Here is a 25486-nt window from a genome sequence, read left to right as displayed (position 1 = left end):
GGCTACCCGCTAGTCGTCGCGCCGATCGCTCCGCTCCGGCCGCGCCTTCGATTCGTTCGCTCGAGTCGCGACGTCGGGAGCGGACGCGGCCGACGCGTCGCCACGGGACGGGAGCGTGAACCGAAACGTCGATCCTTCACCCGGTTCCGTGTCGACCCAGATCTCGCCGCCGTGGCGCTCGACGATCCGCTCGCAGAGCGCGAGGCCGATCCCCGAGCCGGCGTGTTCGTTCATCGAGTGTAAGCGCTGGAAGACGCCGAACACCCGGTCGGCGTCGTCGGGGTCGATGCCGATCCCCTCGTCGCGGACCGAAATCGTCCACGCCGCACCCGTGCCCCTGCTCTCGCCCCCGCTCTCTCCTTCCGCTTCCGCCGCGCGCTCCGCCGACCGCTCCGCGGACACGTGTACGCGCGGAGGTTCGTCGCCCGAATACTCGATCGCGTTCGACAGCAGATTCTGGAACACCTGCCGCAACTGTCGCTCGTCGCCCTCGACGGTGGGCAACGACTCCCGCGTGATCGTCCCGTCGCTCTCTTCGATCATGAACTGGAGGTCCGTGCAGACGTCCTCGAGCACCGCGTCCAGATCGACGGGCTCGAACGAGCCGCCCTGCGTATCCACCCGCGAGTACTCGAGCAAGCCGTCGATCATCGCGTCCATGCGGTCGGCGCCGTCGACGGCGTACGCGATGAACTCCGTACAGTCCTCGTCGAGTTCGTCCCCGTACCGGTCCTCGATGAGCTGGAGGTAGCTCGTCACCATTCGGAGCGGCTCCTGCAGGTCGTGGCTCGCTGCGTAGGCGAACTGTTCGAGTTGCTCGTTCGACGCCTCCAGTTGCGCGACGGCCTCCTCGAGGCGGCGTTCGGTGCGTTTCAACTCCTCGTTTCGGGCGGCGAGGGCTTCGGCGCGGATGAGCGCCTGCGCTTCGTGGACGCCGATGCCCAGTCCCGCGATCGAGCCGATTGCCAGCAACACCGCCTGGGTACCGAACGTGAACTGCACGGTGACGCCGGGGTGGAGGACCCGGAGCGCGAGCACGATTCCCATCACGCCGATGCCGCCGCCGACCCACGCGACGATGCGCGGGTAGAACGCGGGCCGGATCGACGTGTTCGGCAGCCAGAGCCCGATGTAGAGCGTGACGAGCCCCAGCGACCCGAGCAACACGAGATCGAGGGCGGCCTCCAGCAGGAGTCCGTTATCGGCGAGCGTTACCGTCGCTTTGGCGATCGCACTGACGAGGATCAGCACGCCCAGCGCGGGAACGACGCGGTACCAGTAGCGCCGCTCGCTCTCGGACGCCGTGAACGCCGCGTCGAACTCGGAACTCATACTCCCTCTATCCGGCGCGTCGCTGTTCAGGCTCGCTTTTTAGTATACAACTTATTTAAGTAGTCTTCCGTGACGACGGCTCCAACTCCGAGAGCGTTCCCTCGAGAATCTGATCGACGCCGCGCCGGAGACGGGACGCGACGGCCTGTTGGGAGATGCCGAGCTCGTCGCCCAGTTCCGCCATCGTGACGTCCCGCGGCGAGTTGAAGTAGCCCCGCTCGTAGGCGAGGACGAGCGCCTCCTGCTGCGGGCCGGTGAGCGCCCGCCCGGTCTCCGTCTTGATCGGCGTGAGCGCGTGCAGTTTCGTCAGCGTGATCGGAATGTCCAACTCCTGGCAGCGGCGCTGAAACGCGGCGATATCACTGCGGACGTCCCCGCGGACGTCGAACGTCCACCGTCGGTTCGTGCCGACGGCTTTGACCAGCGGCACCTTCGTCTCGGTCAGTACGCTCAACACGCCCTCGTATTCCGTCGTCCACTCGACGCGCAACAGGTACTCGTCCGCGACCGAATCGACGAGTCGGATGTCCGTAACGCCCGGATGGTCGGCAAACGCGCTCTCGATGTCGTCGACGGGGGTGCCGCGAACCCAGAAGTAGGGTACCACCACGTCGCGGGCCGGAATGATCCGCTCGAGTTCGACCGTCACGTCCGGCAATTGCTCGAACACGCTCCCCAGCGGAAATTCGTCGGCCGGCACCGTAAATGTCGCTTCAGTCGCCATACCGACCGGAAACGGGCCGGCCGTAAAGTCCTGTCACCTCCCCCGACGTCAGCGCCGAGTCGTGTTCGCCTGCGAACAGAAACCACCGGCTATATTCGGGTTGCAATCGACTGACGAGGCATGGATCTGCTCGACGACAGCATCGTCCCGGAGCACGCCCGCGACGTCAAACAGGAAGCCCGCGAGTTCGCCCGAGAGCACATCGAACCCAACGCCCAGGAGTACTTCCAGTCCGGCGAGTACCCGCACGATATCCTCGAGGCCGGTCAGGAGGCCGGCCTCGTCGCGCAGGACATCCCCGAGGAGTGGGGCGGTCGGGGCTTCGACCTCCCGCAGTTGCTCGCGCTCACCGAAGAGTTCTACCGCGCGGACGCCGGCATCGCCCTCACGCTCCAACTCGCGAGTTTCGGCTGCGAGCTCACCTACGAGTACGGCTCCGACGAGCAGTGCGAGGAGTACATTCGGCCGGTCGCCGAGGGCGAGCAGCTCTCGGGGCTTGCCGTCTCCGAACCCGACACCGGCAGCGACCTCGCGGGGATGGAGACCCGCGCGGAGAAAGAGGGCGACGAGTGGGTTATCAACGGCGAGAAATACTGGATCGGCAACGGCGTCGAGGCCGACTGGGTCACCGTCTACGCCCGCACCGACGACGACGAGGACAACCGCTACAACAACCACTCGCTGTTTATCGTCCCGACCGACACCGACGGCTACGAGGCCGAGCACATCCCCGAGAAGATGGCGATGCGCGCCTCGAAGCAGGCCCACATCACGTTCGACGACTGCCGCATCCCCGAGGAGAACCTGATCGGCACCGAAGGCGCGGGCTTCTGGATGATCTCGGACTTCTTCAACCACGGCCGCGTCGCCGTCGCGGGCCACGGCCTCGGCATGGCCGCCGCCGCCATCGAGGAGGCCTGGGCGTTCACCCACGACCGCGAGGAGTTCGGCCGGACGATCAACGAGTTCCAGGCCGTCCAGCACGGCCTCGCCGACATGCTCCTCGAGTTCGAGAGCGCCCGGACGCTCACCTGGCGCGCCTGCGAGAAGGTCGCGAACGACGACCACGCCGGTTACTGGGCGGCGCTCGCGAAGACGAAAGCGACCGAGGCCGCCGTCGACGTCGCCGAACAGGGGATGCAGTTCCACGGCGGTCGCTCGGTGCTGGACGAGCGACGCATCGCCCGCGTCTACCGCGACGCGCGGGTCCCGGTCATCTACGAGGGGGCGAACGAGATCCAGCGGAACCTGATCTACAGACAGTCGCCGCAGTAGCGACGGTGCGAGACGGACGGTGACTCGATACCCGACGCACTAATAGAAAGAGCGACTCCCGAACGGGCCGCGTTAGCCACGAGTGCGGGTTCGGGCCCGTGCGGGGACGTCCGCCTTGTTGTTCGCGTAGGCGCTGTACATCGCGAGGAGCGCCACCGCCAGCCCGGAGATCGCCGTGCCCGTCGCGAGCTCGTTGCTTCCCATCTCGATGACGGCGGGCGAGATGAGGGCCCACAGCCCGAGCAGGACGGTCAGGCCCGCGGCGCCGACGTTCGCCAGCCGGTCCTTCGACAGCCGGTAGAAGTTGTAGCCGGCGAGCAGGAAGATGCCCGTCCCGACGAGCGTGTCGTTCCAGGTCGCCGCGTCCGTCGACTCGAGGATGAACGGCGAGGCGACGAGGTACAACCCGATCAGCGCGATGAGGGCGCTCAGCCACTGCATCGTGTCCGTGTTCAACGCGTTCCGGTTCCGATCGGCCGCCGTATTGGTTGTTGCATCACTCATGCTACATTTGTGGTAGCTCTCGACGGGCGAAAACGAACGTGCCTGCACCTGTCGGGAAACAGTCGGCGCTAATTGTCACCGACAACTGACGGTCATCTCCGGTGTTTCGAGGTAATCGGATCGAACCGCCGGTCGAACTCGGACCGACTATCCGATCACTCCGACTCGAGAACGGCAATACGGACGGACTACGCGGCGCTGCCGGCCGCAACTACGTGCGGAGATGGGAGAATCCGTAACTGGGTAATGGAAACTGGGGCGCCGGGTTGGAATCGGAGACCTGCACCGACCGGCTCAGTTCTCGGTCTGGAGGTCCTGAAACGCGCCGACGAACTCGTCGTGGGAGGACATGCTCGTCACCGTCTCGTCGACCGCCTGCTCGAGGTCGTTGACGCGGTCGCAGAGTTCCCGGTACTCCGCGTTGTCTTCGAGTTCTCGCTCCGCTTTCTCGGACTCGAGCAGGGCCTTCTTGGAGACGAGCGCGTAGTACTCCTGGATCGCCGACTCGTAGTCGGAGCGGCCGGAGACGTCGTCGACCATCTCGAGGAGTTCGTCCTTCGAGACCGGTTTGACGAGGTAGTCGTCGAACCCCATCTCGATGATATCGAAGTCCGGATCGACCGCCGTGACCATGACGACGCGGCAGTCGTACCCCTCCTCGCGGAGCCGCTCGAGGACCTCGTCGCCCGAGAGGCCGGGCATCCGCCGGTCCAGGAGGACGACCTCGACGGAGTCGGAGATCTTCTCGAGGGCTTGCTCGCCGTCGTAGGCGGTCTCGACGGCCCAATCGGACTGCAGCCACGCGGCGAACAGGTCGGCGAGGCGGGACTCGTCGTCGACGACGAGCACCTCCGTCCCCTCACTCATCGGCTGACCCCTCCGTTCCCTTCATCACCCATCATCGATTGCAGCCACGCGTCATGCATGGCACCTCTGGGTGATAAATCTCGCGACCAAGTGACAATTGAACAACCGTTATCGCCAAAACGACGAAATCATCCGCTCGAGGGACGTTCCCGACCGGACGGTGTCCCGGTCGCAGCGGTCTCGTCCGCCGGCGACCTCAGGTCCCTTCGAACGCCGGTTCCCTTCCTTACGACGGTCGCCTCACTTCCCCTCGAACTCCGGCTCTCCGTCCCCCATGAAGGCGGTGATGCCCTCCATGAGGTCGTCGGTCGCCATCAAGTGGCCGAACGCCGACGCCTCGTACTCGAGGCCCGCTTCGGTATCGTCGCGGCCGGTCAACATCGCGCGCTTCGTGAACTGCTGGGCGATCGGCGGGCCGCCGGCCAGATCGCTCGCCAACTCGAGCGCCTCCGCCTCGAGGGCGTCGTTCTCGACGACGTCGTTGACGAAGCCGTACTCGGCCATCGTCTCGGCGTCGAACCGCTCGGCGGTGAGGATGATCTCCTTCGCCCGGCCCTCACCGACGATGTGCTTGAGCCGCTGGGTGCCGCCCCAGCCCGGCAGCAGGCCGAGGTTGAGTTCCGGCTGGCCGAACTCCGAGCGCTCGCTGGCGACCCGCAGGTCCGCGCAGGTCGCCAGTTCCATCCCGCCGCCGAGACAGTAGCCGTCGACGCCGGCGACGACCGGCACGTCGCAGGCCTCGAGCTTGCCGAAGGTCTGCTGGCCCGTCCGGGAGAGTTCCTGCGCGTCGAGCGGGTCGGCGCCGGCGGCCATGCTCTGAACGTCGGCGCCGGCGGAGAACGCGCGGTCGCCCTCGCCGGTCAGCAAGATTGCGCGGACCTCGTCGTCGTCCTCGAGCAGGTCGATCGCCTCCGACAGTTCCGCGAGCAACTCGTTGCTGATCGTGTTCATCCGGTGGGGTCGGTCGAGGACGATGTGGCCGACGTAGTCGGCCGGGTACTCGACGCGGATCGTTTCGAACTCGGTTTCGCCGTCGCCGGCCTCGCCGTCGGACTCGTAGAAGCCGCCCGCCTCGGCGCGCTCGGCGAGGTAGTCGGCCGGCGCGTAGCGCTCGTGGCCCGTCTCCTCGTAGGCGTCCTCGAGCGTCTCGTGGAGCGTTTCGAGGCCGTAGTCGTCGACGAGCTTCACGGGGCCGTCGGGGAACCCGGCGCCGAGTTGGACGGCCTCGTCGATCGATTCGGGCGGCGCGACGTCGCCGCCGATCAGCTTCGCGGCCTCGTTAGCCATCGTCGCCAGCAGCCGCCGCTCGACGAGCTCGGACTGCTCGTCGGTCGGAATGTCGACGCCGCCGTTCTCGTAGTCGTAGAACCCCTTGCCGGTTTTCTTGCCGAGCTCCTCGTTTTCGACCTTCTCCTCGAGCAGCGGTGCCGGCTCGTAGGCCGCGCCGAGCACCTCGTGCATGTAGTCTAAGACGTGATAGCTGACGTCGTTGCCGACCTGATCGCCCAACTCGAAGGAACCCATCGGGAGCCCCATCCCGTACTTCGTCGTCGAGTCGACCTCGGCGATCGTCGCCTCGTCCTCGCTGACGAGCCAGCAGGCCTCGTTCATCAGCGGCACGAGAATGCGGTTCACGATGAACCCGGGCGAGTCCTTGTGGACGCGGACCGGCGTCTTCCCGAAGTCCTCTGCCAGTTCTTCGATCGTCTCGAGCGTTTCCTCGGCCGTCTCGGCGCCGGTGATCACCTCGACGAGGTCCATCCGGACCGGCGGGTTGAAGAAGTGCATACCGCAGAACCGCTCGGGGCGCTCGGTCACCTCGGCCAGTTCCGTGATCGAGAGGCTCGAGGTGTTCGTCGCGAAAATCGCCTCGTCGTTGGCGTGTTCCTCGAGTTCCTGATAGACGTCCTTCTTGATCTCCATCTGCTCCGGGACGGCCTCGATGACGACGTCGGCGTCCGCGACGGCCTCCGCCATGTCGACCAGCGGCGTCACGCGCTCGAGGGCGGCGTCCGCTTCGTCCTGTGAAAGCTGGTCTTTCTCCGCGAGCTTGTTTAGCGACCACTCGATCTGCTCGTAGCCGTTCTGGACGAACTCCTCTTTGATGTCTCGCATCGTCACGTCGTAGCCGGCCATCGCGGCGACCTCCGCGATGCCGTGGCCCATATTCCCTGCGCCGAGAACTGCGACGGTGTTGATATCTTCCAGCTCCATGGACACTCATGCGATGGGGAGTCGTTTGAACGTTTCCCCACTTCGTTGGAAAAACTATGTTTAGGTTTATGTCTGGTTACAAAGATCTTTATCGATCGCCATAGACAGACTGACCCATGGAGTTCGGTCTCACGGACGAACAACGGCAGATCCGAGAAGAAATCCAGCGGTTCGCGGAAAACGAAATCGTCCCCCACGCCGCGGAGTACGACCGCGAGGAGAAGTTCCCCCGCGACATCGTCGACGAGGCCGCCGAGATGGGACTGACCGGCGCGCACATCCCGATGGAGTACGGCGGCGCCGGCTACTCGATCTTAGACACCGCGATCATCACCGAGGAACTGTTCTCGTACGATCCCGGCATCGCCCTCTCGATCGTCTCGACTTCCTTCGGCTGCGAGGCGATCATGAACTTCGGCACCGAAGACCAGAAGGAACGCTTCCTCGAGCCGGTCGCGGCCGGCGAGAAGATCTCGGGCGCGGCGATTTCGGAACCCGACACCGGTTCGGACGTCTCCTCCGTTTCGACGCGCGCGGAGAAGGACGGCGACGAGTGGGTCATCAACGGAAACAAGATGTGGATCACCAACGGCTCCGTCGGCGACTTCTTCGTCGTCCTCTGTAAGACCGACCCCGACGCCGAGGGTCGGTACAACGGCTTCAGCCAGATCGTCGTCGAATCCGACCGCGACGGCTTCGAGGCCGAGAAAATCTCCGGCAAACTCGGCATCCGCGCCTCCGACACCGCCGAACTCGTCTTCGACGACGTCCGCGTCCCCGAGGAGAACCTCATCGGCACGCGCGACGCCGCCTTCATGCAGCAAATGCAGTTCTTCGACGAAACCCGCGTCGCCGTCGCCGCCCAGGGCGTCGGCATCGCGAAGGGTGCCACCCGCGCGGCCCTCGAGTACGCCCAGGACCGCGAGCAGTTCGGCAAGTCCATCTCGGAGTTCCAGGCGATCCAGCACAAACTCGCGGAGATGGCGACCGACACCGAAGCGGCGCGCAACCTGACCTACAAGGCCGCCTGGAACGTCGACCAGGGTGAGGACATCACGAAACTCGCCTCGATGGCCAAGGAGTACGCCTCCCGCGTCGCGGTCGACGTCGCGGACGAGGCCGTCCAGATCCACGGCGGCGCCGGCTACGTGGACGACTTCCCCGTCGAGCGGTTCTACCGAGACGCCAAGATCACCCAGATCTACGAGGGGACGACGGAGATCCAGAAGAACGTTATTGCGCGGGAAATGCTCGGGAAAGGTTTCTAGAGACGAACTTTTGCGCTGCGGGCCGCCTCCGGCGGCCCTCGGCAAAATCTCGAGAGCGCTTCGCGCTCTCTCGGACCTCGCGGAATCGAAGATTCCGCTTAGCTCTGATGAAAAGCAACGGAAGACGTTCCTGCTCACTCCGTTCGCGTGCTGCGACTTCCGAGCCTTCGTTCGCTCCGCTCACGAAGACACTCCTCCCTCCGTTCCGGACGCGTAGCGTCCTCCACATCGGTCGTCGGCCCGCTCGCTCCCTGACTCACGGCCTTCGGCCGTCTGCTCACGGCGCTTCGCGCCGTTCGTACGGTACGCGGAACCTTCGGTTCCGCGCTATTCGTCTTTCCGCGGCGCGTCGCGCCGCGCACCGGTCGCTCGCGGTCAGTAGCGGTGTGAGGGCCTGCCCTTCCCCGTGTTGCATGCTCGACGAATTCCGCCGAGCATGCTCCCGGCCGGTCGTCCGTCACGAATCCGAGTCAGAGTCGGTATCGCCGTCATCGCTGTCGGAGTCCGTGTCACCGTCGTCGCTATCACTATCCGAATCCGTATCGCCGTCGTCCGAATCTGTATCCGTATCCGTGTCGGTGTCCGAACCGCCACCCCTCGAGCGGCCCGTCTCCGGCGTTGAGGCGACCGGTTCGACGGCTCGGTCTCGAGTCGCCCCCGTCTCGCCGTTGCGATTGTGATCGGCGCTCGAGGTGCCCTCGGGCGACGGCGGTTCGAACTCGAGGGCGTACAGGACGACGGGTGGCACGACGTAACTGCCGATGGCGATCGCCGCGAACCAGGGATCGAGGAACACGAGGATACCGAAGATCGCCAGTGCGACCGTCGCGGCCGTGTGTATCGCGGTGGTCGTATAGCGCCGGTAGAACGACCAAAATTCCCGGAGTCGACGGGGGGCGGTCACGAGCACGGTCGACGAGACGAGCGCCATTACTACACCGTACGAGTCCCAGCGAGAAACCTCTTTGTCGCGACCCCGTCACGCAGTGGTTTGGACCGCGAGATGAACGACCGGTTGCATTCGTCCTCCCCGCCGACGGTCATCCCGCGAGCCTATCCCTCGAGGTCGAATCGCGTTCGGACGCCCTCGTCACGATCGATATCGGTCCGGAACGTAGTGCCGAAATGCAGGTGGAACGTACCCGAAGGCGACCGGGGCCAGCGCCGCCAGCCGGCGACGCAGGAGGGCGTACACGCCGCCGACGGCGATCGCGGCGAGGACGAGCCAGCGGAAGGGCGCCTCGAGGACGACGAGCAGCGGAAGCCCGAGGAGCACGGCGAGCGCGAGGTCCTCCGGCGCGCCGTCGTATCGGACGACGCGCTTCGGTTCCCGCCAGCGCCCCCTGACGTGGTCGTAGACGGCCCGATCCGACGTCGCTTCCCACGGTCGGAGCTCGAGGCCGCCGCCGTAGCGGTCCATCCGACAGTGGGCTCCGGCGCCGACGAGCAGGGCGGCGACGGCGAACGAGCCGGACGCCGGAACCAGCGCCGCTGCGGCCAGCGCCGGCACCGCGAGCAGCGCGTACCCCGTCGGGTAGTGGAGCGTCCGGCGGTGGCCGGCGTACATGTCCAGATCGGGGAGCACGCTTCCGACGATCGCACCGGCGAGCGCCGCCGGCGCGAATTCGGGCGCGACGGAGACGAGCGGCGCGGCTATCGCCAGGCCCACGATCGCGTGCGTCGGGAGCATCATACATCACTCGTCGTGACTGTAGACGATAAGCCCGCCGCTTCTCGCCGCCGTTCGGGATCGAGGCGGACGACCACCTATCCCCGCCATTTATTTTAACGGCGTTTGATAATTCGCTATGACTGACGGCGGAGAACCCTCGCGCGAGGAACGCCGACTCGTCGACCCGGACGACCTCCTCGCGCAACTGTTTCGAAACGGCCGAACGAACGCGGTCCTCTCGTGGCTGCTCGTCGGGGTTCTTTCGGCGGTACTCGTCGAAAGCCTGCTCGAGTTCGACGCCCACTGGCTCGTTTTCGTCGCCGCGACGGGAGTCGTCGTACTGCTGCCGCCGGGCGCGGCCCGGGACTGGCGGGTGATGCTCCCGTGGGAACTGCTGGTCGTCGCACTCCTCCCGATTCTCGTTCGCGGCCTGTACGGCGGCGAGGTCGGCACGTTCGCCACGTATCTCGCGATCGCCGGCGTCGCGCTGCTGGTCACCGTCGAACTCCACATGTTCACCGCGCTGCGGCTCACCCACTGGTTCGCCGTGGCCCTGGTCGTGATGACGACGATGGCGACGGCGGCCGCGTGGACGGTGGTTCGCTGGAGTATGGACGCCCGCCTCGGAACGGCCTATCTGACGACGAACGAGCAGCTGATGATCGAGTGGACGTCGGTGACGCTCGCCGGCTTCGTCGCGGGCGTGCTGTTCGATTCGTACTTCCGACGCCGCGGCAGGCGGCTTCGCCGCTCCATCCGACGGATGGTGAGCGCCTGATGTCGCTGCCGCGCCCGTCGGACCGCAACCAGCGTCGGCTGACCAGATTGTTGCAGCTCGTTCTCGTCGGGATCGTCGCCTACGGCCTCCTCGCCGGCCAGCCGAAGGCGATCAGCAACGGGAGCCTCGCACTGGTGGTCACGTTCGTCCCCGCGGTGCTCGAGCGCAACTACGGACTGCCGCTCGATCCGTGGCTCGGCCTGTGGATCACGGTGGCGGTGTTCCTCCACACTGCGGGATCCGCGGGGATGTACGGCCGTATCGAGTGGTGGGACCACCTCACCCACGCGATGTCGGCCTCGCTGGTGGCCGGAGCCGGCTACACGGTCGCCCGAGCGATCGAACTCCACAGCGACGAGATCACCATCCCGCGGCGGTTCGCGTTCGTCTACATCCTCGTCGTCGTGCTCGCGTTCGCCGTGGTCTGGGAGCTGTTCGAGTTCGGGCTGGATATCGTCGCCGATACGACGGGGATGACGATGCCGCTCGCCCAGCACGGACTCGACGACACGGTACGGGACCTGTTGTTCAACGGGCTCGGCGCCCTCGTCGTCGCCGTGTTCGGCCAGGCGCATCTGCTGGGCGTCGCCGAAACCGTCAGAACGAGTCTGCTTCACGTCGAGTAGTCCGCTCGGTTCGTCGCTCGCGTCGTTCAGTCTCGAGGGTGGCGATCGACGGCCGCTAGCCGGCAACTGCTAGTCGACACCCGAAATCGACAACCGAGACGCCTTTCCCCTCGCAGTCCCGTATTCCGGTATCCGACCGGAACATGTCGAGCATGCTAACTGACGCCGAACCCGTCCTGCGACGCGATCCCATCATGGAACGACTGATCGAGGCCCACGAGCCGTACGTCGAACCCGACTGGAGCGAGTACGAGCGGCTCTGCATCTCGATCATCAACCAACAGCTCTCGACCGCGAGCGCGATGGCCGTCCGCGAGCGCGTGTTCGAACTCCTCGAGGGCGAGGTAACCCCCGAAACCGTCCTCGCCGCCGAGGACGACGCACTCCGGGATGCCGGCCTCTCGCGCAGCAAGATCGAGTACATGCGAAACGCCGCGCGAGCGTTTCAGGAAAACGACTACACCCGGGACGCGCTGGCCGACTACTCCGACGAGGAGGTGATCGATCTCCTCACCGAGATCAAGGGCATCGGCGAGTGGACCGCGAACATGTACCTCCTGTTCGTCCTCGAGCGCCCGGACGTCCTCCCGCTGGGCGACCTCGCCGTTCGCCGCGGTATCGAGCAGTTGTACGGCGACGGCGAGCCGGACGAGATGACCCCCGCGGAGATGCGCGAGATCGCCGAGGCCTGGCGGCCCTACCGCAGCGTCGCGACGCGGTACATCTGGGCGGAGTACGAGGCGGAGTCGCCCGCCGTTCTGTAGCGGCGGGGCCCGAAACCGAGTGCAGCGCTCCGCTTGTCGACCCGTTGTATTGGGTTTCCGTCTCGCCCACCGTCTCGCCCCACCTTCCCGCTATCGTCCGAGCGGCCTCGAGCGGCGCTCCCGTCGTTCGCAAGGCGGTAATCGCACACTGTTCGTCAACGACGGCGCTGCGAGCGCGACAGCACGCCGCCGGCAACCGCATCAATCGCCGATTACGATTCCGTTCGTCTCGAGCCGACCGTACGACGGGAGAAATCCCGGACTGAACGGAGAGACGGCCCCGTCGACTCAAGTGCTGATCGACTGCAGTGCCGTCGATGGCAAACGATCTGTCCGACTCCACGGAATCCAGCGAGACGCCGTCGCAGCGACGCATGACCACCGATCCGGACCGCATTCGGGAGTGGGCCGAGGAGCGCGACGCCGTCCCCGTCTCGACCCGCGGCGGCGAGGGCCACGGCCACACGTTCGCTCGCCGGGAGGACGTCGACGACGAACACGAGGAGCACACCTGGGACGAGTTCGAGGAGACGTTCACCAACCGGGATCTGGTCTTCGTCTACGAAGACGAGGAAGCGATGGGGACTGAGACCGGGGGACTCGGCAGGTTCGACCTCCTCGAGCGCGACGAGGCCTTCAACCGCGCCGACCTCGGCCGGGACGAACTCGAGGACCAGCTCCGGCAGGGCGAGACCGTAACGACCGAGATCGTCGAAACGCAGGTCATCGAGCGCGAGGTCGTCGAGCGGGACACGATCGAGAGCGAGGTCGTCGACACCGAACTCGCCGATCGGCAGGTCGTCGACTCCGAACTGTTGAGCCGCGACATCGCCGAGACCGAGTTCGTCACGGCCGATATGATCGAGGTGACGACCGACGAGACCCGCCTCGATACGATCGAGGAGATCGAACGTTACACCGTCGAGAGCGAGGTCGTCGACGTCGACCTCGAGAGCGACGAGGAACTCGAGAGCGACGAGATCGAGACCGGAATCGAACTCGAGAGCGTCCAGCGCTCCATTTTGGAGAGCAACGTCGTGCAGGCGGACATCGCGCCCGAGGAGGTCATCGAGCGCGAGGTAATCGAGAGCAAGCGCGGCGAGGGCGACACCGTCCGGAGCGAACTCATCGAGCGCCGAACGGTCGAAGAGGAGATCCACGAGCGGACCCGACAGCAGTTCACGCTCGAGGAGACGGACCTCGTCGAATCCGAAGTGGTCGGCAGCGACATCATCGAAGGGGAGATCATCGACGTGGAGGAGTACGAGTCGATCACGGCCGAGGAGCGCAGCGGGGCCGCCGCGACGGAGACCGAAGTGACGACGCGGGACGACGAGGCGACGGCCGAATCCGAGTCGCCCGTGGAAAGCGGACCGACGGTCGAATCGGAGTCCGGGATGGGAAGCGACGCGACGACCGATGCCGAAGCCGAACCGACGCAAGCGGATTCGTCCGTCTCCGTCAGCAAGGACGATCAGGGGAAAGTCGTCGTCGACGAGTCGGGCCAGGAGATCGGGATCGCCTCGCGGATCCAGGCCGATACCGTCTACATCGATCCGGAACCCGGCCTCGCCGACCGACTCAAGGCGCGCCTCGGCTGGGGCAACGAGGACGAGGACGAGTATCCGGTCGAACCGGCGCAGATAAAAGAGGTCACGGACGACGAGATCGTCATCCGCGGCGACTGAGCGGTCGCGAATCGACGCGTCAGTCGCGTTCGGAGTCGGTCTCAGTCCCAGGCGATGACACAGTCAGTTCGACCGGTTTCGATCCGAACGCGTCGAAACCGGCGCGTGAGCGAGCGCGGACCGTGACGGGCTCGAGCCCGTCGGAACCGCCGCAACGGCGCCGCGGGGGCGCCGCGAGTCAGCGGTTACTCGACCTCGATCACTCGAGGTCGAAGCGGTCGTTGGTCATGACCTTGCGCCACGCGTCGACGAAGTCCTCGACGAACTTCTCTTCCTCGGCCGCGTAGACGTCCGCGATGGCTCGAAGTCGGGAGTTCGAGCCGAACAGGAGGTCGACACGGGAGCCGGTCCACTCGACCTCGCCGGTCTCGCGGTCGATCAGTTCGTAGACTTCCTCGCCCTCCGAGGCCTGCTCCCACTCGTAGTCCATCGAGAGCAGGTTGACGAAGAAGTCGTTGGACAGGGTCTCCGGCTCGTCGGTGAAGACGCCGAGATCGGAGTCCTGATAGTTCGCGCCCAGCGCGCGCAGGCCGCCGACCAGAACGGTCATCTCCGAGGCCGTCAGGTCCAGCAGGTCGGCGTGGTCGACCAGCAGGTCCTCCGGCGGCTCGTTGTAGTCGCCGCCGAAGTAGTTGCGGAACCCGTCGATCTCCGGCTTGAGCGCCTCGAAGGACTCCTCGTCGGTCTGGTCCTGCGTGGCGTCGGTGCGGCCGGGCTCGAACGGAATCTCGACGTCGTAGCCGGCGTCGGCCGCGGCCTGTTCGACGGCCGCGTAGCCGCCCAGCACGATGAGGTCGGCCAGCGAGACGCGCACGTCGTCGGAGCGCGACCCGTTGAACTCCTCTTGGACCTCTTCGAGCGTCTCGAGGACGGTCTCGAGCTCCGCCGGCTCGTTGACCTCCCAGCTACGCTGGGGCTCGAGGCGGATGCGGGCGCCGTTGGCGCCGCCGCGCTTGTCGCTGTCGCGGTAGGTCGAGGCCGCCGCCCAGGCGGTCTTGGCCAGCTGCGAGACGGAGAGTTCCGTCTCGAGGATCTCCGCCTTGAGCTGCTCGGCTTCCTCGTCGCCGATCAGTTCGTAGTCGGCGTCCGGGACGGGGTCCTGCCAGACGAAGGTTTCCTCGGGCACGTCCGGGCCGAGGAACCGCTCCGGCGGGCCCATGTCGCGGTGGATCAGCTTGTACCACGCCCGCGCGAACGCGTCGAGGAACGCCGGCGGGTTGTCGCGGAAGTTCTCGATGATCTCTCGGAACTCCGGATCCCGCTTGAGCGCGACGTCCGTCGTCATCATCATCGGGGCGTGCTTCTCCGAGGGATCGTGGGCGTCCGGGACGGTGTCGTAGGCCTCCTCCTCGACCGGCTGCCACTGCTTCGCGCCGGCGGGGCTCTCGGTCAACTCCCACTCGTAGTCGAGCAGGTTGTCGAGGTAGGAGGTGTCCCACATCGTCGGCCAGGCGTTCCAGGCGCCCTCGATGCCGCTGGTGGTCGTCTCGGAACCCTTGCCGGAGTCGGTCCAGCCGAGACCCTGGTCCTCGATGGGGGCCGCTTCGGGCTCGGGACCCATGTCGTCGTCGGTGGCGCCGTGGGCCTTCCCGAACGTGTGTCCGCCGGCGATGAGGGCGGCGGTTTCCTCGTCGCTCATCGCCATGCGGCCGAACGCCTGGCGGATGCGGTCCGCGGACTTCATCGGGTCGGGGTCGCCGTTCGGCCCCTCGGGGTCCACGTAGATGAGCCCCATCACGGTGGCGCCGAGCGGCTCCGCGAGCTCGCCGTCCTCGTCGACGCGGTCGTGCTGCGGGGCTTCCCACTCGTCCTCGGGACCCCAGTAGACGGCCTCGTCGGGCTCGAACTCGTCCTCGCGGCCGCCGGCCCAGCCGAGCGTCTGCATGCCCATCGACTCGAGGGCCGTGTTCCCGGCCAGGACGATCAGGTCGGCCCAGGAGAGCTTGCGGCCGTACTTCTGCTTGATCGGTTCCAGCAGTCGGCGGGCCTTGTCGAGGTTCCCGTTGTCGGGCCAACTGTTGAGCGGCGCGAAGCGCTGGTTGCCGCCCGAGGCGCCGCCGCGGCCGTCGGTGGTGCGGTAGGTACCGGCGCTGTGCCAGGCCATGCGGATGAAAAGCGGCCCGTAGTGGCCGTAGTCGGCCGGCCACCAGTCCTGCGAGGTCGTCATCAGGTCCTTCAGGTCCGCCTTCACCTCCTCGAGGTCGAGCTTCTGGAACTCCTCAGCGTAGTCGAAGTCGTCGTCGTAGGGGCCGACGTCCTCGGCGTTCTGGTCGAGGACCTCCAGGTTCAGCTTGTTCGGCCACCACTCGTGGTTGCGCTTGCGTTCGAACTCAGTCATTGTCGAGTCACCTCAGTAATACCGCCATACACGCTGCGTTCCGAATACTCGTCTGCCATGGATTCTTGCTACGAACGGAAGATGGGATTCGATAATAATAGGTGTACCGATCGCAACTTCCAGTTCACGTTTCGCCCCATATTGTTTCCGATACTGCAAACGAATCTCACTGATAGTGCTATCGGCCGTCGCTCGAGCGCCGCCAAACGTGCGGCAGAGACGGCGTCGCGTCCGCTACTCTCCCGGGGGCGAGACGGAGGGATCAACTTTATCGTTCGGCACCGGCGGATACGCGACGGGGACGTGCGAGCGGCTACCGGTGTTTTGATGGTGACTCTCGAGACGGGAATACCCGCCGCCCGTCGAACGCGTGGCTATCGATCGGGCCGCTCGATTAACAGATAATCGTCGACGTCGCGCATGCATCCTGCGGGCACGATCAGCGTGCCGTCGTCAGTCGTCTCGAACGCGCGGGCGGTGGCGGTCGGAACTTCCTTCGCGGGCGCGACGAACACGTCCTCGAGTTCGCCGGACGCGAGGTTCATCGTGATGTTCTCGATCGTCCCGAGTTTTTCGCCGTTCGTGCTCAACACGGGCTTGCCGGAGAGCGTGGATGCGAGGACCGTCGTCATCGTATCCCTGTTCGACGAAACGATCAATAAATTAACCGGTAGTCGCGGGCAAGAAGGGCAGCTACTCTTCTTCCTCTTCGGGCGTATCGGGCGCCTCGCCGTCGATGCGGCGGCTCACGTCGACCTGGTAGTTCTCGAGGATGTCCCGGCCGAGGATGACGGGGTAGTCCATGTGGCTGCGGTCCTCGACGCTTGCCGTCACGGTGTGCTGGTTGCCGCCGACGCCGACGACGACGTCGACGACGGGTCGGCTCCGGGACTGCTTGCTGCTGCCCGAGCGGATCCGGGTGATGGACTTGATCGGGCCGGCGCCGATGTCCGCGGCGAGGCCGGTGTCGATGCTCGTCCGCGTCGCGCCGGTGTCGGACTTGGCGACGACCGATTTCGACCCGCTGGTCCCCGAGAGGACCACCTCCTCGGTGTAGCCGATCACCGCCGGCTCCGTGTCCTCCGAGATCGACTCGACCGGCTGCGCCGTCGGCCGCGAGTCGTCGAGCACGTTCGAGATGTCGCGCACGCGGTCCTCATCCACCTCGCCGCCGGCGCGTTCGATCGCCAGTTTGGCGATGTACGGTGCGGGACTGACCTGCGTCGCCTGGTAGAGCCCCTTGAACCCCGCGGTCGGATTGACCTCGAGGACGAACCAGCCCTCGTCGCCCTCGACTAAGTCGACGCCGGCGTAGTCGAGGCCGACGGCGTCGGCCGCGCGGCGGGCCATGTCGCGGGCCTCCTCGGGAAGGTCCTCGGTCGCGTCCTCGACGCTGCCGCCGAGCGCGACGTTGGTCCGCCAGTCGTTGTCCGGCGCGTAGCGGTACATCGCGGCGATGATCTCGCCGTCGACGACGTAGACGCGGACGTCGCGGTGGCGGGCGTCGTCGCGGTCGATCAGTTCCTGCAGGAACGCGTACCGGTTGCCGACCTTCGGGTTGACCGGGTCGTCGGGCCCGACCTTCCAGGTGCCGCCGCCGTGGGTGCCGATCGCCGTCTTGTAGACGGCCTCCTCGCCGTAGCGGCTCCGGGCCGCGTTCAGCTGGTCGCTGTTGAGCGCGAGGGTGACGTCGGGCGTCCGGACGTCGTTGGCCGCCAACGTCGTCGCCGTCGAGAGCTTGTGGATCGCCGTCATCACGTTCGCCGGCTCGTTGAGCATCGGGACGAGCTGCGCGAACGTGTTCGCCAGTCCGAGCTCCTCGGCGGGCTGTTCGGTGTTCGACAGCAGCATTCGGTTCGCGATGACGTCGACCGACGGCTCGAGGACGACGCTGCCGTCGGTGACGCTGATGGACGTGTTTTCGGTCCGGAGCCACTCGGTGTCGTGGCCGAGGTCTTCGACCGCGTTGAGAATCGCTTTCGTCTCCTTGCTCGTGTGTAAACTCAGTACCCCCACCGTGACGGGATCGTCGACGTCCATACGTTTCTAGACGGCGACCGCGTGGATAAGTATTAATAGTGGATCGCAACGAGTGACGGCGCCGACCGGAGCACGCGCGGATAGTTCGGTTCGGTTAACCGCGATCGGGGTCGACGATCGGTGCGGCGCTCGAGGCCGGCGCCGTGCGACTGCCGCGATCCGCACGAGGGCGACGCGGTAATCGGCGACGAAAAACGGCGCCGATCGATAATCAATTCTTACTCGCGCATCCGGTACCGATCAGTCGTCGACGTCGTTCGGGTTGTTGTACGTCGACGGATCCGGGTCGGGCGCGATGACCTCCCCGTCGCCCGGCTGCTCCGCGGCGTAGGAGAACGTGCCGTTCCCGTCCGGCGCCTCGCCCTGCGTCCAGGGGTACTCGGGATTCGGCTGCTCCTCGCGGCGCGTCGAGATGAACGTGTAGTTGACGTCCTGGTTCTCCTGCTCCTGCGGGAAGCTCGCGGGAACCGGGACCGGGTCGTCCAGGGACTCGAGCGCCTCGAGCCACTGGTTCTGGTGCATCGTGTCCCGGGCGATGAGGTAGGAGAGCATGTCCTTCATGCCGGGGTCGTCGGTGTAGTCCCAGAGGCGGGTCGCGAGCGTGCGGCCGGTCGCCTCGGCCATCACGTTCGCGTAGAGGTCGCCGGCGAGGTTCCCCGAGGCGGCGATGTACGCGCCGGTAAACGGCACGCCGTTGCTATCCACTGGCATCGCCGAGAGGCCCGACGAGAGGTACTGGCGCGGGTTCTGGCCGGTCATCGCCGCGGCGACGGCGGCGGTCTCCTCGGTCTCCTCGCGCATCTCCTTGGGCGACCCGCGAAGGTTCTTCGTCACGGCCGACGCGAGCATTTCGATGTGGCCGAGTTCCTCGGCTGCGGTCTCCATCAGCAGGTTCCGATAGGCTTCGAACTCCTCGGGCAGCGCCCACGCTTGGAACATGTACTGCAGCGCAACGCGCATCTCGCCCTCTTGGCCGCCGATCGCCTGCTGGAGTAGCTTCGCGAAGTGCGGGTCGGGGTCTTCGACGGTAACCTCGTACTGTAGCTCGGGTTCTTGGAAGAACATCCACTCCACGGACATCGAGGAATCAAATAAATATTTCACCCGTCGGAAACGCTGTTATTACGATCGGTAAGAGAAATACTCGAGGCCGAAAAAGACGTTCTCGAGACCCTCAGATCGATCGTAACCAAGGTTTTTCTCGTCGGTAGTGGTCCGTAGCCTGCACTGATTTCGATGACCGGTGACGAATCCACAGCACGAACTGGTCCCTCGAGACGACGCGTGCTCGCGACCGGTGCGCTCGCGGCGACCGGCGCCGTAGTCGGCGGCTCGCACGCGGTCGGCGCCGCCGAGACCGACGCACAGCACGAGGAGTCGACGACCGCCCTCCGCGGAGCGATGTTCCCCTACCACTACGCGCCCGCCTCACGGGCGGCGATCGTCGAGACGGACCTCGAGTGGCTTCCCGAACGCCTCTCGGGATACCAGACGCACGTCCTCGAGTACGGCCACGCGCGGTCGTTCCGCGGCTTTCTGTTCGCCGAGGAGGGCGAGGACGGGAACGGAAACGAGAACGAGAACGACGACGGAACACCATCGTCCCTGCAGGGGCGAACCGTCTCCCTCGAGCGCACGAACGGCGCGCCGGCGTCGGCGTCGAACCTGATCGGCGTCGAAGCGACCGTTCTCGAGGGCGACTAGGGAAGCAAACGACGGTCGATATCGGCGACAAGTCGCCATCGACTCGGTTTTCACCCGTCTCTCGCCGAGCCGCCGATCGCTGTGAGCAAGCGTTATCCGAGCACCGAGCGCACTTCTCCCGGATCGACCAGCCCGCTCGCGACGGCGAGCACCGCCCACGTCGCGGCGCCGAGCGCGATCGCGGCGATGAGCATCGGGAAACTCGAGACCATCGGCGTCACGATCAACACTGCGATCGCCATAACGCCGGTGATGCCGAAGATCAGCCCCATCGTGCGAGCGAGGTGGCGAACGCGCAGCGAGAGCTCGCTGTGGACCACGTAGAGGTTCACCGCCACGTAGACGGAGTGGGTGAGCACCGTCGCGATCGCGGCGCCGACGACGCCCATCGCCGGGATGAGCACGAGGTTCAGCCCGAAGTTAGCCGCGGCCGTCCCGCCCTTCGCGACCGCCCGGGCTTGCGCCCGGCCGAGGTAGTCCAAACTGTCGCTCGTGAGGTTCGTGATCGCCTGCAGGACGATAAACGCCGTCAGCGCCTGCAGGACGGGGATCGCCCCCTCGTAGCTCGGGAACGCCAGCGAGATGAACGGGTCGGCGACGATCGCGAGGCCGGCCGCCGCGGGCACGTAGAGCAACAGCGTGTTCGTCAGCGACGATTCGTAGATCCGCCGGGCCTCCTCGAGTTCGTCGTTGGCCTTGTACTCGCCGAAGTTCGGCGAGATGGTGAAGCCGAGCGACTCCGCGGGCGCGAGCACGAAGTCGGTGATCTGCTTGCCGAGCGTGTAGAAGCCGACGGCCGTCGACGAGAGGAAGACGCCCACGAGGAAGGTGTCGATCTGCTTGTCGACGACGTTGGCGCTCCGCGTCGCGGTCAGCGGAACGCTGTACTTGAGCAGCCGTTTCGACAGTCCCTCCTCGTAGATCTCCGCGGTGTCGTACTCGCGGTAGAACTTGAAATAGAGGATCGCTAGTCCGAATGCGCCGGCCAGCGCGTAGCCGACGATGTAGCCGAACAGCGCGCCCAGCGCGCCGAATCCCGCCAGGACGAAGCCGACGGCGAAGACGAGCCGCGTCGCGCCGCCGATCGCCTGCACGGCCGCGCTGTAGCCGAGTTCGTTGAACCCCTGAAAGGAGATCTGGGCGAACGTCTGGAACGATTTGACGACGACGTAGAGCACGCCCGCCGCGAGGAACGGCGCCGCGCTCGGCTCGCCCAGCATGCTCGCGAGTTCGTCGTGGAAGAGCAACAGGGCGTACGCGACGACCGAGACGACGACGAGCTTGTAGACCATCGTCGACCGGAGCAGGTGCGGGATCTGGCCCGGATCCTTCTCGTTGTACTCGGAGATGTACCGCGCCGCCGACTTGCCCAGCCCGACGTCGGCGAACAGCTGGACGATCGCGAGGATACTGATCGCCCAGTAGAGGTCCCCGTACCCCTGCGGGTCGAGGAGAAACCGGGCGAGGACGAGCATCAGGAGTGCGCTCGAGAGCATGTAGACTGCTCGAGCGACGAGCGTTGCTTTGAACCCGCGGACGATGTGATCCTGCTGCGTGCTCATAGGACGAACTGAGAGGCGAGAGAGTCCGGACCCAACCGCTGCCCGAAGTCCGGTGATGACTCATTCACCCAATAGCGGAATCCGGCAATTGTAATGGAGTGCCAACTCCGTCCGAAGCGCGGGGCTAGTGCGAACTAACCGTCGAAAGACTCTCGTACCGACGGTGAAACGGGGTCGTACAGTCCCGCGCAGTCGCGGTTCAGGCGCCGCGGTACCGCGAGGGGCGGATCGCAGCGATCGGCGGACGACTAGAGGTACGAGGCGTCCCACCGCGTCGCCTTCCGGCGATTCCCGCAGACGTTACACTCGATGCGCCCCATCGTGTCCATCGTGTTGTCGATCGAGTCGCAATTGCCACACAGCCACGCGTACAGTTCCTTGCGGTCGTCGTCCCGGTAGGCGCTGTAGAACGGCGAGCGCGAACCCCGCGCCGCCTCGCCGTAGCTCACGTAGACCGTCTCGCCGTCGATCTCGAGTTCGTCGATCGCGCCCCACCCCTCGTCCTCGAGGTCGCCCTCGACGTAGACGTTCTCGGTAAACGTTTCGTCGCCGATCTCGACCTCGCGCTGGCCGGCCTGCTCGAAGCCGTGCTCCCGGTAGAACTCGTTGCCGCCCGCGTTATCGGCGAGGACGAACCCCTCCACGTGATCGGCGCCCTCGTCGATGAGCGTCTCCCGGGTCCGGACGAGCAATCGAACGCCCGTCCCGCTGCCCCGGTGGTCGGGACGGACGTGCAGCCAGAGGATCCGGCCGCTGCCGTACTGCTGGCCGACCAGATCGCTCTGGGAGAAACCGGCGATCTCGCCGTCTCGTTCGACCACGAGGACGACCGCGTGATCGTCCTCGAGTTCGTCGCCGAAGCCGTCGCCGTACCATTGATCGATCGCCGACTCGACCGTTTCCTCGCCGAGGAAGTCCGTGTAGGTGGAACTGAGCGACTGGTGGGCGATCGAGCGGATGGCGTCGACGTCGTCGTCGGTGGCGGTGCGGATCTCCATGCGGAGAGTTACCACATCATCGTACAAAACGTATGCCCCGCGGAGAGCTATGTTCCCGCGATTCCGTCAGGAAATCCGGACTGTTATGGGACCGATACCGCGCGAGGACGGGTCCGGAACTAACAAGACAAGATTCACATTAGTGCCACTCGAGACCGGTGTATGAGCGACGACGTCGCACGGGACGAGGGAACGGACGAGCCACCCGACCAGCCCGTCGATTCCGACGCGACCGAGAACGACGCGTTCACCTATAACGGCGGCCGGATCGACCCCGGCGAGTCCGCGAACATCCGGTACGGCATCAGCGAAACGTACCTCGGCGATCCCGTCCGCATTCCGGTGACGATCGTCAACGGCGAACACCCCGGCCCGACGGTCTTTCTCTCCGCGGCGGCCCACGGCGACGAACTCAACGGGATCGAGGTCGTCCGCGAGGTCGCCCACGACTGGGACCATTCCGAACTCCACGGGACGCTGGTCTGTCTCCCCGTGATGAACGTCCCCGGCTTTCTCGCCCAGGAGCGGTACCTGCCGATCTACGACCGGGACCTGAACCGCTCGTTCCCCGGCCGCGAGGGATCGACCAGCGCCAGACGGATGGCCAACCAGATCTTCACGAACTTCATCGAACCCTGCGACATCGGGATCGACTTTCACACCTCCACGCGGGGCCGGACCAACATGCTCCACGTCCGAGCGAACATGGCCGACCCGCAGGTCTCGAGACTCGCCAAGGCGTTCAGTTCGAACGTCATCATCGCGGGCGAGGGGCCGTCGGGAACGCTCCGGCGCGAGGCGACCGACGCCGACGTTCCGACGATCACCGTCGAGATGGGCGAGGCACACCGCTTCCAGCGGAGTCTGATCGACCGCGCGTTGACCGGCGTCGCGAGCGTCCTCGCCGAGTTCGGCCTGCACCAGGAGTCGTCGGTCCACTGGCCCGGCTGGCGGACCGTCATCGACGACGACGACGAGAAGACCTGGATCCGCGCCGACGCCGGCGGCATCGTCGACATGAAACACGGCCGCGGCGAACTCGTCAGGGAAGGCGACGTGATCTGTACCATCACGAACCCGTTCAAGGAAGAGGAAGACATCGTCACCGTCGAAGCGCCCTTCACCGGGCTCGTCGTCGGCGTCCTCGAGAACCCGGTCGTCTACCCGGGGAACCCCCTCTGTCATCTGGTGGGGCTCTCGCCGGACACCCGGACGGCGCTCGAGCGCGAGCACACGGCCGAGCGGTCGCAGTCTGAACTGCGGTAACACGAGGGACTCGGTTGCAGCCACGAACGTGTAGCGAACATCCGGCAAGGCTCGATCGAACGCGTTCGGGAAACGTGGATAAAACGGGTCGTTTTTCGAACGTTCTTGAGCGTCGGAAACCGGCGAACGAGGAGATAAAAGTAAGTTCTATACCCCCGCGGTCAAACCGTCCACATGAGCGCATGAGTCAGTCTTACAATCGCGGTCTCATCGAGGACTTCGGTCGGTGGAAGGAGTTCTCGGCCGGCATGTGGGCGTGGATCTTCCACAAGTTCACCGGGTGGATGCTGATCGGCTACCTGTTCACCCACATCGCCGTGCTGAGTACGGCGATCGGCGCAGCGAGCGGTGATGCATCGATGATTCAAGCCGAAACGGACGTCTACACGACGACGATTCAGGGCCTCGAGGAACTGTTCATCGTCCGCGTTCTCGAGGTCGGCCTGCTGGCGGTCGCCGTCTTCCACATCTTGAACGGCCTCCGCCTGCTGATGGTCGACCTGGGTATCGGACTCGAAGCGCAGGATCGGAGCTTCTACGCGTCGCTGGTCCTGACCGGCGCGATCACCGTCGCGAGCGTGCCGACCTTCCTTTCGGGGGTGGGTTTCTGATGGCGGAACGGTATTCCTCGTTCGCGCCCGGCGGAACCCGCTGGTTGCTCCAGCGGATCACGGCGGCGTTTCTGGTCGTCGTGCTCGCCTTCCACTTCTTCCAACTGCACTTCGTCACCCACGCCGCGGAGGTGACCTTCATGGGCACGCAAGCGCGCATGCAGAACGTCGGCTACTTCCTGACGATGGTGCTGTTCCTGATCACGGCCGCGTTCCACGGCGTCAACGGCGTCTACAACGCCCTGATCAACCAGGGACTCGAGGGCACCCGGAAGAAAGTAGTGCTCGCAGTCCTTGTCATCGCTGGCGGCGCACTGATCGCGCAGGGAGTCTACGTCGCAGTCGCTATGGCGGGGTGGATCTAACATGAGTACGCAACAACAACAGGAACCCGAGAGCCAGGAAGTACCGCAAGACCCCGACATGAAGGGGGCCGAGTCGCCCCAGCAGGAGCGACTCCGAGAAAAACAGGAGGGGATGGTCGACGAGCACGCCGAGAAGGAGGCCGAAGCCGCGGGCGAGACCGTCCACATCAAGGTCTTCCGCTACGACCCCGAAGTCGCGGCGAAGCAGGAACCCCGGTTCGACGACTTCCACGTCCCCTTCGAGAAGGGGATGACCGTCCTCGACGCGGTCATGTACGCCCGCGACGAGTTCGACTCCTCGCTGACCTTCCGACACTCCTGTCGGCAGGCGGTCTGTGGCTCCGACGCCTTCTTCGTCAACGGGAAGCAGCGACTCGGCTGCAAGACCCAGATCTCCGACCTCGAACAGCCGGTTCGCATCGAGCCGCTACCCCACCAGGAGGTCGTCAAGGACCTGGTCGTCGACATGGACCACTTCTACGACCAGATGCACGCGGTCGAGCCGTACTTCCAGGACGAGGATACCCCCGACTCGAGCGAACTCGAGGAGCAGCGCCAGAGCCCGGAGAACCGCGAGAAGATCAAGATGTCCTCGCGGTGTATCTGGTGTGGCGCCTGCATGTCCTCGTGTAACATCGCGGCCGGCGACAACGAGTACCTCGGCCCGGCGGCGATCAACAAGGCCTACAAGTTCGCGATGGACGACCGCGAAAGCGAGGAGATCAAGGAGCACCGACTCCGCATTCTCGAGCAGGAACACGGCGTCTGGCGGTGCCAGACCCAGTTCTCCTGTACCGAGGTGTGCCCGAAGGACATTCCGCTGACCGAGCACATTCAGGAGCTCAAGCGGGAAGCAGTCAAGAAGAACCTGAAGTTCTGGTAACCCTAAT

General features: G+C 65.6%; 24 protein-coding genes. 11 read left to right on the top strand and 13 right to left on the bottom strand.

Features of this window, described 5'->3' with window-relative positions:
• Positions 1 to 9: 9 nt before the first annotated feature.
• The gene (locus tag HALXA_RS09395; RefSeq protein ID WP_013880106.1) at positions 10 to 1332 is read right to left on the bottom strand and encodes a sensor histidine kinase; all 1323 of its coding nucleotides are present in this window, start codon (positions 1330 to 1332) and stop codon (positions 10 to 12) included.
• A 55-nt stretch (positions 1333 to 1387) separates the two neighbouring features.
• A complete protein-coding gene (locus HALXA_RS09390) occupies positions 1388 to 2056 on the bottom strand; it encodes a bacterio-opsin activator domain-containing protein (RefSeq protein ID WP_013880105.1) in 669 nt (222 codons plus the stop codon).
• 120 nt (positions 2057 to 2176) lie between these two features.
• Here HALXA_RS09390 and HALXA_RS09385 point away from each other — a divergent pair, with 120 nt between their 5' ends.
• A complete protein-coding gene (locus tag HALXA_RS09385) occupies positions 2177 to 3331 on the top strand; it encodes an acyl-CoA dehydrogenase family protein (RefSeq protein ID WP_013880104.1) in 1155 nt (384 codons plus the stop codon).
• Positions 3332 to 3403: 72 nt separating this feature from the next.
• On the opposite strand, the gene HALXA_RS09380 is transcribed toward HALXA_RS09385, so the two are convergent.
• The 3 genes from HALXA_RS09380 to HALXA_RS09370 form a co-directional block, all read right to left on the bottom strand.
• Positions 3404 to 3835: an SPW repeat domain-containing protein gene (locus HALXA_RS09380; protein ID WP_013880103.1), complete on the bottom strand. Its 432-nt coding sequence runs from the start codon at positions 3833 to 3835 to the stop codon at positions 3404 to 3406.
• A gap of 294 nt (positions 3836 to 4129) precedes the next feature.
• On the bottom strand, positions 4130 to 4702 hold the full coding sequence (locus HALXA_RS09375) for a HalX domain-containing protein (RefSeq protein ID WP_013880102.1): 573 nt from the start codon (positions 4700 to 4702) through the stop codon (positions 4130 to 4132).
• 240 nt (positions 4703 to 4942) lie between these two features.
• Entirely contained in the window at positions 4943 to 6916 is a 1974-nt protein-coding gene (locus HALXA_RS09370) for a 3-hydroxyacyl-CoA dehydrogenase/enoyl-CoA hydratase family protein (RefSeq protein WP_013880101.1), read from the bottom strand.
• Between the two features lie 116 nt (positions 6917 to 7032).
• Between HALXA_RS09370 and HALXA_RS09365 the strand changes: the two genes are divergently transcribed.
• A complete protein-coding gene (locus HALXA_RS09365; protein ID WP_013880100.1) occupies positions 7033 to 8184 on the top strand; it encodes an acyl-CoA dehydrogenase family protein in 1152 nt (383 codons plus the stop codon).
• A gap of 457 nt (positions 8185 to 8641) precedes the next feature.
• On the opposite strand, the gene HALXA_RS09360 is transcribed toward HALXA_RS09365, so the two are convergent.
• Together HALXA_RS09360 and HALXA_RS09355 are read right to left on the bottom strand one after the other, a co-directional pair.
• Entirely contained in the window at positions 8642 to 9115 is a 474-nt protein-coding gene (locus HALXA_RS09360; protein ID WP_013880099.1) for a hypothetical protein, read from the bottom strand.
• Positions 9116 to 9274: 159 nt separating this feature from the next.
• A complete protein-coding gene (locus tag HALXA_RS09355) occupies positions 9275 to 9877 on the bottom strand; it encodes a metal-dependent hydrolase (RefSeq protein WP_013880098.1) in 603 nt (200 codons plus the stop codon).
• Between the two features lie 115 nt (positions 9878 to 9992).
• Between HALXA_RS09355 and HALXA_RS09350 the strand changes: the two genes are divergently transcribed.
• From HALXA_RS09350 to HALXA_RS09335, 4 genes are all read left to right on the top strand, one after another.
• Positions 9993 to 10634: a hypothetical protein gene (locus HALXA_RS09350; protein WP_013880097.1), complete on the top strand. Its 642-nt coding sequence runs from the start codon at positions 9993 to 9995 to the stop codon at positions 10632 to 10634.
• Positions 10634 to 11260: a hypothetical protein gene (locus tag HALXA_RS09345; RefSeq protein ID WP_013880096.1), complete on the top strand. Its 627-nt coding sequence runs from the start codon at positions 10634 to 10636 to the stop codon at positions 11258 to 11260. The genes HALXA_RS09350 and HALXA_RS09345 overlap by 1 nt, the downstream gene beginning before the upstream one ends.
• A gap of 152 nt (positions 11261 to 11412) precedes the next feature.
• On the top strand, positions 11413 to 12024 hold the full coding sequence (locus tag HALXA_RS09340; RefSeq protein WP_013880095.1) for a DNA-3-methyladenine glycosylase family protein: 612 nt from the start codon (positions 11413 to 11415) through the stop codon (positions 12022 to 12024).
• 317 nt (positions 12025 to 12341) lie between these two features.
• On the top strand, positions 12342 to 13712 hold the full coding sequence (locus tag HALXA_RS09335; RefSeq protein ID WP_013880094.1) for a hypothetical protein: 1371 nt from the start codon (positions 12342 to 12344) through the stop codon (positions 13710 to 13712).
• A gap of 199 nt (positions 13713 to 13911) precedes the next feature.
• Here HALXA_RS09335 and katG read toward each other — a convergent pair whose 3' ends face one another.
• From katG to HALXA_RS09315, 4 genes are all read right to left on the bottom strand, one after another.
• Positions 13912 to 16050 carry a catalase/peroxidase HPI gene (katG, locus tag HALXA_RS09330; protein WP_013880093.1) on the bottom strand — a complete coding sequence of 713 codons (2139 nt, stop codon included), beginning with the start codon at positions 16048 to 16050 and terminating at the stop codon, positions 13912 to 13914.
• A gap of 374 nt (positions 16051 to 16424) precedes the next feature.
• Positions 16425 to 16682 (bottom strand): PRC-barrel domain-containing protein, encoded by a 258-nt coding sequence (locus HALXA_RS09325; protein ID WP_013880092.1) that lies wholly within the window; start codon positions 16680 to 16682, stop codon positions 16425 to 16427.
• A gap of 61 nt (positions 16683 to 16743) precedes the next feature.
• On the bottom strand, positions 16744 to 18090 hold the full coding sequence (locus tag HALXA_RS09320; protein ID WP_013880091.1) for a RimK family alpha-L-glutamate ligase: 1347 nt from the start codon (positions 18088 to 18090) through the stop codon (positions 16744 to 16746).
• A gap of 240 nt (positions 18091 to 18330) precedes the next feature.
• Positions 18331 to 19155: a manganese catalase family protein gene (locus tag HALXA_RS09315; protein ID WP_013880090.1), complete on the bottom strand. Its 825-nt coding sequence runs from the start codon at positions 19153 to 19155 to the stop codon at positions 18331 to 18333.
• Positions 19156 to 19326: 171 nt separating this feature from the next.
• Here HALXA_RS09315 and HALXA_RS09310 point away from each other — a divergent pair, with 171 nt between their 5' ends.
• Positions 19327 to 19794, top strand: a complete 468-nt coding sequence (locus HALXA_RS09310; RefSeq protein WP_148263636.1) for a hypothetical protein — start codon at positions 19327 to 19329, stop codon at positions 19792 to 19794.
• A gap of 92 nt (positions 19795 to 19886) precedes the next feature.
• On the opposite strand, the gene HALXA_RS09305 is transcribed toward HALXA_RS09310, so the two are convergent.
• Positions 19887 to 21356 (bottom strand): flippase, encoded by a 1470-nt coding sequence (locus tag HALXA_RS09305; protein WP_013880088.1) that lies wholly within the window; start codon positions 21354 to 21356, stop codon positions 19887 to 19889.
• Between the two features lie 248 nt (positions 21357 to 21604).
• Entirely contained in the window at positions 21605 to 22354 is a 750-nt protein-coding gene (locus HALXA_RS09300; RefSeq protein ID WP_013880087.1) for a GNAT family N-acetyltransferase, read from the bottom strand.
• 162 nt (positions 22355 to 22516) lie between these two features.
• Here HALXA_RS09300 and HALXA_RS09295 point away from each other — a divergent pair, with 162 nt between their 5' ends.
• From HALXA_RS09295 to HALXA_RS09280, 4 genes are all read left to right on the top strand, one after another.
• On the top strand, positions 22517 to 23620 hold the full coding sequence (locus HALXA_RS09295; RefSeq protein ID WP_013880086.1) for a succinylglutamate desuccinylase/aspartoacylase family protein: 1104 nt from the start codon (positions 22517 to 22519) through the stop codon (positions 23618 to 23620).
• Between the two features lie 182 nt (positions 23621 to 23802).
• Positions 23803 to 24231: a succinate dehydrogenase, cytochrome b556 subunit gene (gene sdhC / locus HALXA_RS09290; protein WP_013880085.1), complete on the top strand. Its 429-nt coding sequence runs from the start codon at positions 23803 to 23805 to the stop codon at positions 24229 to 24231.
• On the top strand, positions 24231 to 24596 hold the full coding sequence (locus tag HALXA_RS09285; RefSeq protein ID WP_013880084.1) for a succinate dehydrogenase: 366 nt from the start codon (positions 24231 to 24233) through the stop codon (positions 24594 to 24596). The genes sdhC and HALXA_RS09285 overlap by 1 nt, the downstream gene beginning before the upstream one ends.
• A gap of 1 nt (position 24597) precedes the next feature.
• Positions 24598 to 25479 (top strand): succinate dehydrogenase/fumarate reductase iron-sulfur subunit, encoded by an 882-nt coding sequence (locus tag HALXA_RS09280; RefSeq protein ID WP_013880083.1) that lies wholly within the window; start codon positions 24598 to 24600, stop codon positions 25477 to 25479.
• The last annotated feature ends 7 nt before the right edge of the window (positions 25480 to 25486 follow it).

Origin of the sequence: Halopiger xanaduensis SH-6, assembly GCF_000217715.1 — an archaeon.
In the GTDB taxonomy this organism is placed as follows: domain Archaea; phylum Halobacteriota; class Halobacteria; order Halobacteriales; family Natrialbaceae; genus Halopiger; species Halopiger xanaduensis.
Note: the sequence above shows the minus strand (reverse complement) of the source record. Positions and strands in the feature narration are given on the sequence as shown.